The organism is Pseudomonadota bacterium (assembly GCA_039028935.1).
GTDB lineage: Bacteria > Pseudomonadota > Gammaproteobacteria > Steroidobacterales > SZUA-146 > SZUA-146.
This window is the reverse complement of the sequence record JBCCHD010000001.1, coordinates 197,998-210,735: the sequence shown is the minus strand read 5'-3', so window position 1 is coordinate 210,735 and position 12,738 is coordinate 197,998. Positions and strand designations below refer to the sequence as shown.

Below are 12,738 nucleotides of genomic sequence, written 5' to 3'. Positions count from 1 at the left end.
AAAAATTCGATTATCCCACATACTCGACCACTTCGAGACCAAAGCCTGAAATTGCCGCCATATTTTTGGGTGCACTCAGCACACGCATTTGACGCACATCAAGATCACGCAAAATTTGAGCGCCGATGCCGTACGTGCGCAAATCGGCAATCTCTTCTTCACTGGCCTTGGTGGGTCCGCCTACGCCCGCCTCGCCGGCATGGATCGACGCGAGAAGGTCCCGCGGCCCCTCATGACCGCGTAATACGATGATGATACCGCTGCCTTCATCGTGTATCCGCTTCATCGCATCACGCAGCGGCCACCCCAAACTGGACCAGGTTACGCCGAGCACGTCACTCAACGTATCTTGCACGTGCACGCGCACCAAAACGGGTAAGTCTGCATTCACCTGGCCTTTGATGAGCGCCAGATGCACCGATTTATTGACGTGATCTTCATAGCTCAACAGGCGAAAGTCACCGAACTCAGTCGGTATCGTCGTGTCATCGATGCGCTCGACCGACTCCTCTTTCGACAGTCGATAGCTGATGAGATCGGCGATAGTGCCGATGCGCAGGTTGTGGGTTTTGGCAAATTCGAACAGCTGCTCGCGGCGCGCCATTGTGCCGTCATCATTGAGTATCTCCACAATAACTGCGGCCGGCTCACAGCCGGCCAATCGCGCCAGATCGCATCCAGCTTCCGTGTGGCCCGCTCGGGTTAGCACACCCCCTGGCTGAGCCATGATGGGAAAGACATGCCCCGGCTGACAAAGATCTTCGGGTACAGCATCCGGCGCCACAGCCATCTTTACCGTTTGCGCCCGATCGTGCGCTGATATGCCGGTGGTGACACCTTGCGAGGCTTCAATGGAAACGGTGAAGTTCGTCGAACCATCCACATCGGTGGCGGTGACCATAAGCGGTAGACGCAGCTGCTGGCACCGCTCGCGTGTGAGCGTGAGGCAAATCAGACCACGACCGAAGCGCGCCATGAAATTAATGTCCTCGGCCTCAACGTGGTCCGCGGCCATAATGAGATCGCCTTCATTCTCGCGATCTTCGTCATCAAGGATAATGACCATCCGACCTTGCTTCAGATCGTCGAGAATGGCGTCAATGGAATCAAATTGTATTGTCATAGGAACAGTGCGTATCAATGGCGGCTCGCCGAGTGGCTGGCGAACCTTATTTTCCGAGCAAACGCGCAGTGTAGCGAGCGACTAGATCAACCTCTAAGTTCACCAGAGTGCCCACGCGATAGTGCTGAAACAATGTGCGGGTAAACGTGTGGGGGATGATATTGACACCAAAATCCGACGCGGTCACGTCATTCACCGTAAGACTCACGCCATCGACCGTAATACTGCCTTTGGGCGCCACAAATCGTGCGAGTGCCTTGGGCAACTCGATACGGACACGCCAAGAACGCCCATCGTTGCGCAAGCCTTTGACTTTGGCCACCGCGTCGACGTGACCCGACACCAGGTGCCCGTCCAAGCCATCGCCGAGACGTAAAGAGGCTTCCAAATTTACCGACATGCCCACACGCGCCTGACGCAGTGACGTGACGGCCAACGTTTCGCGCGATACGTCAGCGCTAAACCCATTGTCGTCAGGATCCAGCGCGGTCAGGCATGCACCATTCACCGCCACACTGTCGCCCACACCCACGCGACGCATATCGAGCTGGTCCGTAGCGATCGTGAGACGCACGTCACCGCCGCGCTCCACAAGCCCCGAGATTTTTCCACAATCTTGAATAATGCCGGTAAACATAGCGCCTCTTTGTTTATCTTCAGTCCGATCGAGTAAACGTCATCTTAGTGCAGTCCCCGACCCGCTCCGACGCCACCGGCGTCAATTGAATCACGTCGTCCATCGAACTAAACGGTCCAATATTCGCCATAGTACGCGCACCCGCGCCCATCAGACGCGGTGCCTGGTACACAATGAGTTCATCCAACAAGCGCGCCTCGATAAACGCACCGGTTAACCTCGGTCCCGCTTCGACTAACACCTCGTTGTGCTGTCGACGTCCCAACTCATCCAGCAATGCACCAAGATCCAGGCCACGACCAGCGCGTGGTAATGCGGCCTGTTCGAACGCGCCCGCCGGCACGTCAGTGTCGGGTGCCGTGAACACCAACGAATCGCGCTGGAGGAGATTCGACTGCGGTGGTGAACTAAAGTCGCTATCCAACAGCACGGCGCGAGGTTGAGTTACCCGCAACGGCTCGGTGTGCGACTGATCGAGTCGCGCGGTCAGCATCGGGTTATCGGCTATCACCGTCCCCACTCCGGTCACCACTGCATCGCTCGCAGCGCGCAGCCAGTGCACATCACGCCGAGCGGCTTCCCCGGTTATCCATTTGCTCTCACCGTTAGACAGCGCGGTGGCGCCGTCCAGACTCGCCGCGATTTTCACTCGCACAAATGGTCGCCCGGTCGCGACACGGGTTAGAAACCCAGCGTGATGTCGACGAGCCTCATCGGCCAATAAGCCAAGCTGAACATCCACACCCGCTTCCCGCAGTCGCGCCAGCCCTCGGCCACGTACCGCCTCAAATGGATCTTCAATGGCGGCCACCACGCGCGCGACGCCCGCTTCGATAAGCGCCTCGCAGCAAGGTCCCGTTCGGCCCGTATGGGCGCACGGCTCCAGCGTGACATACGCGGTAGTGCCTCGCGGATCGGTGCATGTCGAAAGCGCTTTGATTTCGGCATGTGCGCCACCAGGCGGCTGGGTCCAACCTTCGCCGACAATCGCGTCAGCTCGAGTCAGCACGCACCCAACGCTGGGATTGGGCGACACCGAGTACGCCGCCAATCTCGCCAGCGCGAGGGCGCGGCGCATAAAAGCCTCGTCCGTCGGGCTGAACGCATCGCGCTTACGATCAATCTCTGTGGATCCGGTTGTCATGACCGTTTACGCGGCGATGAGGACCGGGAAACGCGCGTCTTATAAACAGACGGCAAGCGCGGCGTGGCTGAATGAACGCGCGTAGGGCGAACCGGAAAGCGTCGTAGGGTCATGACAGACTACTTGTTGGGTAACAGCGGAAGCTGTTCATCTGTCGCGCTACTGCTCTCTTGCAGTCGCTCGACTTCTTCAGCAAATTCCGCGGCATCTTGAAAGCGTCGGTACACCGACGCAAATCGAACATAGGCCACATCATCAAGTTGGCGCAGCTCCTGCATCACCAGCTCGCCCACACGTCGCGACGGCAGCTCACGCTCGCCTGCCGTGCGCAACTGATGTGTGATGTGGTTGACAGCCACTTCGATATCCGACGCGGCAACGGGTCGTTTCTCCAACGCTTTGACAATACCCGAACGCAACTTTTGTTCATTAAACGGCTCACGTCGACCATCGCTTTTGACCAGATAGGGCATCACCAGTTCAGCCGACTCAAACGTAGTAAACCGTTCTGCGCACGCTAAACACTCACGCCGCCGGCGCACTTGATTGCCTTCGGCAGCAAGCCGCGAATCGTTCACTTTCGTTTCGAGGTTCCCGCAAAAAGGACAGTGCATGGTTTAGTACCTGTGACTGGCCGAGTTAGCGCAGCGGGCATGACCCACCCTCACCGGCTGATGCACCAGTACAGCCGATCCAGCAATGCGTCTAACCCGACGCATAGACCGGATAGCGACCGCACAGCTCACCCACTTCCGATTTCACGCGCGAAATTTCGTTCGACGCATCGCCGCTATTAAGCGCATCAACCACATCGGCAATCCAGTCACCGATTTGTTCGGCTTCTGGAACCTTGAAACCGCGCGTGGTGATGGCCGGCGTGCCGATGCGCAATCCACTGGTCACGAACGGTGAGCGCGGATCATTCGGAACGGTGTTCATGTTCACCGTAATGTTCGCCTCACCCAAAGCGTTACTCGCATCTTTACCGGTCACTTCCATGCCAATCAGGTCGACCAAAAATAGATGGTTGTCGGTGCCGCCCGATACGATTTTATAGCCCCGAGACTGCAATCGAGACGCCATGGCGCTGGCATTGGCCACCACCTGTTTTTGATAGTCTACAAACAGCGGATCTTGCGCTTCTTTGAATGCGACCGCTTTGGCCGCAATCACATGCATTAGCGGGCCACCTTGCGTGCCTGGAAACACCAGCGAGTTAAACTTCTTGGTTATGGACTCATCGGCGTTGGACAAAATCAGGCCACCACGTGGACCACGCAGAGTCTTATGCGTAGTCGTCGTGCAAACATGGGCGTGCGGCAACGGATTGGGGTAAAGCCCGGCGGCAATCAGGCCGGCGACATGCGCCATGTCAACCAGAAGATAGGCCCCGACTTCATCGGCGATGGCGCGAAAGCGCGCCCAGTCCATGGTTCGGGAGTACGCGGAAAATCCGGCGACAATGAGCTTGGGTTGATGCTCCTTGGCGAGTGCTTCGATTTGGTCATAATCGATCAATCCGTCTTCATCTCGCACGCCGTACTGAACCGCATTAAATAATTTTCCCGAAAAGTTCACGCTCGCGCCATGCGTTAAGTGACCGCCATGCGCCAGGCTCATGCCCAGCACGGTGTCACCGGGTTCGAGTAAGGCAAAAAACACCGCGGCATTCGCCTGCGAGCCACTGTGCGGCTGTACATTTGCATAGCGTGCACCGAACAGGGCGCATGCGCGCTCAATGGCCAGACGCTCCGCCACATCGACATGCTCGCATCCGCCATAGTAGCGTTTAGCGGGGTACCCTTCGGCATATTTGTTGGTTAGCACCGAACCTTGCAGTTCCATGACTCGAGGGCTTGCGTAGTTTTCAGAAGCAATGAGTTCGATATGGGCTTCCTGGCGTGCCCGTTCGGCATCAATCGCGACGATGAGTTCCGGATCGAAGTCGCGTACGTTGTTTGTTTTGCTCAGCATGGCGTGTGTTGCACCTCGTGTTTTCGGCCCTAAACTTCCCAAACGGGCATATCAATTGAGCCGCTGTGTATCTGTTGTAGGCAAGGCTATTGGCATCGCCCGCAAGAAAGCGAATAATGCCACACATCCATCTCTTCAACAGGCAACATAATGGCGCAATTTATCTATACCATGAACCGTGTTTCGAAGATCGTGCCGCCCAAACGCACGATTCTTCGCGACATCTCACTGAGTTTTTTCCCGGGCGCCAAAATTGGCGTGCTGGGCCTCAATGGGGCCGGCAAGTCTTCACTACTCAAAATCATGGCGGGCCTCGACAAGGAGTTCGACGGCGAAGCGCGCCCGCAACCGGGGATTAAAATCGGTTTTTTGCAGCAAGAACCCGGTCTCGACGAAAACAAGGACGTCCGTGGCAATGTCGAAGAAGGCGTGGCAGAGACCGCTAACTTGTTGAAAAAGTTTGAAGAAGTAAGCATGCGATTCGGCGAATCTCTGACCGACAGCGAAATGGACGACCTGATGGCGGAGCAGGGAAAACTTCAGGACGCCATCGATGCGTGCAACGGCTGGGAACTCGAGCGCAAATTGGACGTGGCCGCCGACGCGCTGCGTTTGCCACCCTGGGACGCGGACGTGAGCCGCCTGTCGGGCGGCGAAAAACGCCGTGTCGCGTTATGTCGTTTGCTCTTGTCCGAACCCGACATGCTCTTGCTGGACGAGCCTACCAACCACCTCGATGCGCAATCGGTCGCGTGGCTTGAGCGCTTTTTAGAAGAGTACCCAGGCACGGTGATTGCGGTCACGCACGACCGCTACTTTTTGGACAATGTGGCGGGCTGGATCCTTGAGCTCGATCGCGGCCACGGAATCCCCTGGGAAGGCAACTACTCGTCATGGCTTGAGCAGAAAGAAAATCGGCTCAAAAATGAAGAGAAACAGCAGGACGCACGACGCAAAGCCATGCAGGCTGAACTCGAGTGGGTGCGATCAAATGCGCGCGGTCGACAGTCCAAGTCCAAAGCGCGCCTCAAACAGTTTGCCGAAATGTCGTCTCGAGAATTTCAAGAACGCAACGAGACGCAAGAAATTTACATCCCACCGGGCCCACGTTTGGGCGACATGGTGGTTGTCGCCGAAGGCGTGAGCAAGGCCTTCGACGACCGCGTGCTTGTCGAGGACATGAATTTTACGTTACCCCCCGGCGGCATTGTTGGTGTCATTGGTCCAAACGGGGCAGGTAAAAGTACGCTGTTCAAAATGATGATGGGAGTCGAGGCACCCTCGTCGGGCAGCATTCGCATCGGCGACAGTGTTCAGCTTGCCTATGTCGATCAAAGTCGCGATGCACTGGATGACAACAAGACCGTGTTCGAAGAGATCTCCGACGGTCAAGACATCATTACGGTCGGCAATTATCAGACACCGTCGCGCGCGTACTGTGGTCGTTTCAATTTTAAGGGCACTGGTCAGCAGCAGAAGATCAGCACGTTATCCGGCGGGGAACGCAACCGCGTTCACTTGGCCAAGCTACTCAAATCAGGGGGCAACGTCTTGCTGCTCGATGAGCCGACTAACGACCTCGACGTCGAAACACTACGCGCACTGGAAGAGGCGTTGCTGGTCTTCCCCGGGTGTGCAGTGGTGATTTCTCACGATCGCTGGTTTCTTGATCGTATTGCGACGCACATACTCGCGTTTGAAGGAGACAGTCACGTGGAGTGGTTTGAAGGCAACTATGCCGACTACACCGATGACCTCAAACGGCGTAAGGGCAAAGAGGCTGAAGGCCCCACGCGCATCAAGTACAAACGCCTGAGTTAGACCTCGCCCATGCGCTCGCCATTGGTTCACCCTGCCCGGCTCCTTCCGCGTGCATCGGCGACGCAACGAACCGCTGTGCTCGCCGTCGCATTGGCGCTCGTGGCAACGTTGGCCAGCGCCCAAGCTGTTGACCCTACGCCCCCACGCGAAGGCGAGACCAACGAGAGCAGCGCGGCAGCACCCACCCACGTGGTGGGCGCTGGCGACACGCTCTATGGCGTGGTGGCCATCTACTACCCAGACAAAATGGCACGCTGGACGGATGTCGCGGCGGATATCGTCGCATTGAATCCCGATGCCTTTCCACGCGGCCTGGACACCGTCATGCGGTTAGGCGATGAGCTGTCGCTGGTGGTTTATCCCGACGCGCCAGCACCCGTGTCCGTGGCGCCGCCGGCGTCCGCCCCGGCGACCGCCTCTGAGCCCGCGTCCAACCCAACCGGGCGCGACGGCGCGACGGCGACAGCGACCAACCCAGCACCTCAGAACGCCGCGTCTAACCCGGTCTCCGCGGCCACCCCATCGCGCGACGCAACGGCGCCGACGTCGGATACGCAATCAACCGAGCCGGCGCCCCAAAACGCACCCAATGCGGTGGCTGGCACGGTGCGCCAAGTCACACAGCGGGTCGTGGCCGCCGACTCACACGAGACCAGCCGCCCGCTTGCGGTGGATGAACCGGTATTCGAAGGGGACGCGATTGCAACCGATGCCGACGCCACGGCAGTGTTCGCTCTCACCGATGGCGCACTACTCACGCTTATACCGAACAGTCGATTGCACATTGAACAGGCACCGGATGCGGGTGGGTCAGACCGGCACTTTATTCTCACGCTCATCAAGGGTGGGTTTCGTTATGTGGGCGCCGATCCAGGCGATCCAGTGACTCGACGTCTGTCGGTGAATACGGCGGTTGCCACGCTTGCCCTGGAGGACGCCTCATTTTCCGCGCGTGTTTGCGCTCGCCAGTCCTGTCGCGTTATACGCGACGGTCGCCCGCTCGATCCCGGGCTTTATGTGGGGGTGCTCAACGGCGTGATCGCCCTCAATAACAATTCCGGTAAAACGTCGGTAAGCCGCGGCGAGTTTTATCATGTCGCTGCACCCAATGCTTCCCCCGAAGTGGCCATGCAGTCCGCGTCGCTGTTATACGACGCCGAGGAGCTGGTGCAACTGGATCTGGACGTTGAGGAAGAGCGACCCATGAATTTTTTCGAATGGTTGCGGCGTCAAGTATTCGGCGACTAAACCACGCGCCAAACGACCCTTCAACGCACAGATCGCACCCACCACAGCCGTCTCTGCGCGCCGAAACATCGAGCGCGATCGAGACGCATTAGCCGAGCCAATGGCGCGCGTTACGAAATAGCCGAGTCCAGGGCCCGTCTTCATTCCAAGCAGCCGGATGCCAGGAGTTTTGCACGGTGCGAAACACGCGCTCGGGATGGGGCATCATGATCGTGACTCGACCGTCCTCGCTGCAAAAACCGGCGGCCGCTAATTCCGATCCATTCGGATTAGCGGGAAAGCGCGATGTCGTTTGCCGGGCATTGTCGACGTATTGCGCCACGATATGTCCCTGTGCCTTCGCACGCTGATCGGCATCAATAAACGCCGCACGCCCTTCCCCGTGTGACACCACGACGGGGATCACCGACCCTTCCATGCCATGGAGGAGGATAGACGGACTGGAGGTCACTTTAAGATTCACGACGCGCGCTTCGTATTGTTCGGAGCGATTGCGCAAAAATCGCGGCCAATGTGCAGCGCCGGGCACAATATCGCGTAGAGTCGCCATCATCTGACACCCATTACAAACGCCGAGCGCAAAGGTGTTGGGGGCCGCAAAAAATCGTTCGAATGCGTCGCGAACCGTGGCGTTATACAACACGGTCTTGGCCCAGCCTTCCCCGGCGCCCAGCACATCACCGTAGGAAAAACCGCCGCAAGCGGCCAAACCCGAAAACCCGTCCAGCGTCGCGCCGTCAGCCAAATCGCTCATATGCACGTCGACACAGTCGAAACCAGCACGGCTAAAGGCGGCGGCCATCTCAACCTGGCCATTGACACCCTGCTCTCGCAGCACGGCGAGCCTTGGGCGTGCGCCAGTGGCAATCAACGGTGCCGCCACATCTTCATCGGGATCGAACGTCAACGCAGCTTGAAGTCCAGGATCATAATGATCAAAACGGGCGTGCTCCTGCGCAGCACAATCGGGGTTGTCGCGAAGCGCCTGAAGATGATAGCTGGTCGCTGACCAGGTGCGCTGCAAATCAAGCAACGAACGCTCAAACAAAGCGACTTGTTGCTTCGTTACCAACCGCACCATATGGTCCTGACGGCACACCGCAACCCGGTGCAGCACGTGTGCCACATCGTGTTTGGCGCACACGCCAACCACCCGGTCGATCAAAGCCGTATCGATCTGGATAAGACAACCCGCTTCTTCATTGAAAAGATGGCGCAGCATCGCGTCGTGATCATCCGGCACTGGAACATCCAAACCGAGACGCGAGGCGAACGACATCTCGGCGAGCGCCGCCAGCAGTCCGCCATCCGAGCGATCGTGATAGGCGAGAATAAGACGTTGCGCCCGCAATTCGCGTAGGGTTGCGAAGATCGCTTTGATCAGATCCGGCTGGGGCGCATCGGGCGTCTCACCACCCAGACCACCGTACACCTGCGCCAGCGCCGAGCCACCAAGGCGTTGACGGCCAGCACCGAAATCGAGCATGACAATCTCCGTATCGGCACGATCAACAAGCTGGGGCGTCAGGGTATTGCGTACATCGTCTACCCGCGCAAATCCGGACACAATGAGTGAAATTGGCGCGACCACTTCGTGTGACTGCGCGCGCGTATCCGTCCAGGTGCTTTTCATCGACAGGGAGTCTTTGCCCACCGGAATGGCAATGCCCAGCTGAGGGCATAACTCCTCGCCCACCGCGCGCACGGTGGCGTAAAGATCCGCATCGTCGTGCGCATGTCCTGCCGCCGCCATCCAATTCGCGGACAGACAAATATCGCCCAGCGTGTCGATGTCGGCAGCCATTAAGTTGGTTATGGTCTCGAGCACCGCCATCCGCCCCGATGCGGCCGCGTTGATCGCCGCAATCGGTGTGCGCTCTCCCATTGCCATGGCCTCGCCGGCGTACCCCTCGAAATCGGCCAGCGTCACGGCAACATCAGCCACCGGCACCTGCCAAGGCCCGACCATTTGGTCGCGACTGCACAGTCCGCCGACCGATCGGTCGCCAATCGTGATGAGAAACGACTTATCGGCCACGGCAGGCAGTGACAACACCCGTTCAATGGCATCCGACAAATCCAGACCAGACAGATCAAGCTCATCGCTGTGTTTTGCGTGATGGGTCGCGACACGCGACATGCGCGGGGTCTTGCCGAGTAACACGTCCATCGGCATGTCGACGGGCGTTGCATCAAACTCTGAGTCGTTGAGCACGAGCTGGCGCGCCTCGGTCGTAATGCCAAGTCGCACGGCTGGGCAACGCTCACGATGGCACAGTTGATCAAAGCGTGACTGACTGTCTGGTGCAATGATCAGTACGTAACGCTCTTGCGCTTCGTTGCACCAGATTTCCATCGGGGACATACCCGGATCAAGGTTCGGCACCTCACGCAGGTCGAGCGTGCCACCCAAACCGCTATGGTCGATGCTTTCAGGCACCGCGTTAGACAATCCACCCGCACCCACATCGTGGATCAGCAGGATGGGATTGTCCTCGCCCATCGCCCAGCAGCGATCGATCACCTCTTGGGCTCGACGTTCCATTTCCGGGTTATCACGCTGAACGGAAGCAAAATCGAGGTCCTCCTCGCTCTGGCCCGAACTCATTGATGACGCGGCGCCGCCACCCAAGCCGATCAGCATGGCCGGGCCGCCGATAATGACCACATGCGAACCCGCTGGAATATCGCACTTGTGCACATGATCACGACGAATGTTCCCCAAGCCGCCGGCGATCATGATGGGTTTGTGATAACCACGCACCGTATTTTGGCCATCGACCTGTTCTTGCGTACGAAAGTAGCCCGTTAAATTAGGCCGACCAAATTCATTGTTGAACGCCGCACCGCCGATCGGCCCCTCCAGCATGATTTGCAAAGGCGAGGCGATTCGCGACGATTTGTTTTCCGGTCCCTCCCAGGGCTGCTCAAGGCCCGGAATGCGCAGATGGGACACCGAAAACCCGGTGAGTCCGGCTTTGGGTTTGGCGCCACGCCCGGTCGCACCCTCATCACGAATTTCTCCGCCATTGCCGGTTGCCGCGCCCGGGTGCGGCGAAATGGCGGTTGGATGGTTGTGTGTCTCAACCTTCATGAGGATATCGATGTTTTCGTTGATCGCCGCGTATTGCCCCGTGGTTGCCTGCGCAAAAAAACGCTTACCCACGCTACCCTTCATCACTGCGGCATTGTCTGAATACGCCGATAACACGCGATCAGGCGATTGCTCATGAGTGTTGCGAATCATTTGAAATAGCGTCTTGTCCTGCGCGACCCCGTCGATGGTCCAATCCGCGTTAAAAATTTTGTGCCGGCAATGCTCGGAGTTGGCTTGCGCAAACATCATGAGCTCAACATCGGTCGGATCGCGCTGCATACGCTGATAGTGATGATCAAGATAGTCGATCTCGTCATCAGACAGCGCCAAACCCATATCACGATTGGCTCTGACCAGAGCGTCCACACCTTCTGTGACCAAAGGCACCGTCACCAACGGCGCCGGATCGCTGTGCGCAAAGAGCTGTTCAGCGACCACATCACCCACGATCACCGTCTCCGTCATGCGATCGTGGAGCACGGCGGTAATCGCTTCGAACGAAGGGGCTTCGGGCGTCAAGCCGTGAATCACGTACTCGACACCGCGCTCCATGCGCTTGACCTTACTTAGACCACAATTGTTGGCGATATCAGTGGCTTTACTCGACCATGGCGATACGGTTCCAAGGCGAGGCAAGACGGTGAGTGTGGCGGTCGCATCCGCGTTCGACGACGCATCGCCATAGGTCAGCAATCGCGTTAGCAGGGCAGTTTCGGAGGTCGTAAGCGCCTCGTCGATATCGACAAAATGCACAAAGCGAGACGACTCGATACGTGCATCGGGCGCCAAGTGTGTCAGCGTTTGATTCAGTTTCTGTAGACGAAAGCCAGATACACCTGGCGCTCCGTGGATGGTCAGCATGAGTGCTCTACCTGTGGTGACGCGAGTTCAATAGAATTAGGCGGCGATTGTGCAAGCGTGCGCAGACACCACCAGGGAGTGCCGTCGTTTTGATCCGCCAGCTCGACATGCGGCGCCGGCTGGGGCAAAACGGACTCAAGCGCGCGGCGCACGCGGTGGACACAGTTGTTCTTTTCGCTGATGTGAACGGCCATCACCATTTTAAGTCGGCGAAAATCCACGGTCCGCAACAGCGTGGCGGCCTGTTCATTATTGAGATGCCCATACTGTCCACCTACGCGCTGCTTGAGTCGCGGCGGGTACGGGCCGGTGTGCAGCATCTCGCGATCGTGATTGCATTCCACGACAAGCGCGTCGCAACGCGCATAATGGCGCTCAATGAACGGTGTAATGTGACCCACATCAGTGAGTATGCCGAGTCTTAGTCCTTGATGTGAGAACACGTACTGACACGGCTCCTTCGCATCATGTGGCACTGGCACCGGCTGCACCGCCAACTCGCCGAGTTCGAAACGGCTATGACTGTTCACCAGATGGAGCACAGGTAGCTCACCGGCTTTATTTGAGGCATGCGTGCCCGGCGTCATATAAACCGGCAGATCGTAGCGTCGCGCAAGTCCTCCCACGCCGGCGATATGGTCGGAGTGTTCGTGCGTCACCATAATCGCAGTGAGATCGCGCGGCTCAAGCGCAAGGCGGGCCAAGCGTCGTACGGTTTCTTTAATCGAAAAACCACAGTCGAGCAATACTCGTGTGCGCCCGGCCTCGATAACACACGCGTTACCCTTGCTGCCGCTTCCTAGGTAGGCGAAACGCATCGGCCCGTTTCGTTG

The 12,738-nt window shown here is 58.1% G+C and carries 9 protein-coding genes; 2 read left to right on the top strand and 7 right to left on the bottom strand.

The genetic code is table 11. The annotated features are described in order from the left end of the window. Positions 1 to 10: 10 nt before the first annotated feature. From ribBA to glyA, 5 genes are all read right to left on the bottom strand, one after another. Positions 11 to 1,123: a bifunctional 3,4-dihydroxy-2-butanone-4-phosphate synthase/GTP cyclohydrolase II gene (ribBA, locus tag AAF465_00865; GenBank protein ID MEM7081277.1), complete on the bottom strand. Its 1,113-nt coding sequence runs from the start codon at positions 1,121 to 1,123 to the stop codon at positions 11 to 13. 46 nt (positions 1,124 to 1,169) lie between these two features. Continuing rightward, positions 1,170 to 1,760, bottom strand: a complete 591-nt coding sequence (locus AAF465_00860; GenBank protein MEM7081276.1) for a riboflavin synthase — start codon at positions 1,758 to 1,760, stop codon at positions 1,170 to 1,172. Positions 1,761 to 1,779: 19 nt separating this feature from the next. Beyond that, on the bottom strand, positions 1,780 to 2,904 hold the full coding sequence (gene ribD, locus AAF465_00855; GenBank protein MEM7081275.1) for a bifunctional diaminohydroxyphosphoribosylaminopyrimidine deaminase/5-amino-6-(5-phosphoribosylamino)uracil reductase RibD: 1,125 nt from the start codon (positions 2,902 to 2,904) through the stop codon (positions 1,780 to 1,782). 119 nt (positions 2,905 to 3,023) lie between these two features. Beyond that, positions 3,024 to 3,518, bottom strand: coding sequence for a transcriptional regulator NrdR (nrdR, locus tag AAF465_00850; GenBank protein ID MEM7081274.1), 495 nt, complete (start codon positions 3,516 to 3,518; stop codon positions 3,024 to 3,026). A gap of 91 nt (positions 3,519 to 3,609) precedes the next feature. Then, positions 3,610 to 4,878 (bottom strand): serine hydroxymethyltransferase, encoded by a 1,269-nt coding sequence (gene glyA, locus AAF465_00845; protein ID MEM7081273.1) that lies wholly within the window; start codon positions 4,876 to 4,878, stop codon positions 3,610 to 3,612. A gap of 150 nt (positions 4,879 to 5,028) precedes the next feature. Here glyA and ettA point away from each other — a divergent pair, with 150 nt between their 5' ends. Both ettA and AAF465_00835 read left to right on the top strand, forming a co-directional pair. Further along, positions 5,029 to 6,699: an energy-dependent translational throttle protein EttA gene (gene ettA, locus AAF465_00840; GenBank protein ID MEM7081272.1), complete on the top strand. Its 1,671-nt coding sequence runs from the start codon at positions 5,029 to 5,031 to the stop codon at positions 6,697 to 6,699. 75 nt (positions 6,700 to 6,774) lie between these two features. Continuing rightward, entirely contained in the window at positions 6,775 to 7,947 is a 1,173-nt protein-coding gene (locus tag AAF465_00835; protein MEM7081271.1) for a FecR domain-containing protein, read from the top strand. 88 nt (positions 7,948 to 8,035) lie between these two features. Here AAF465_00835 and purL read toward each other — a convergent pair whose 3' ends face one another. Together purL and AAF465_00825 are read right to left on the bottom strand one after the other, a co-directional pair. Continuing rightward, complete coding sequence (gene purL / locus AAF465_00830; GenBank protein MEM7081270.1) at positions 8,036 to 11,905, bottom strand: phosphoribosylformylglycinamidine synthase; 3,870 nt, start codon at positions 11,903 to 11,905, stop codon at positions 8,036 to 8,038. Next, entirely contained in the window at positions 11,899 to 12,723 is an 825-nt protein-coding gene (locus tag AAF465_00825) for an MBL fold metallo-hydrolase (protein ID MEM7081269.1), read from the bottom strand. The genes purL and AAF465_00825 overlap by 7 nt, the downstream gene beginning before the upstream one ends. Between the last annotated feature and the right edge of the window lie 15 nt (positions 12,724 to 12,738).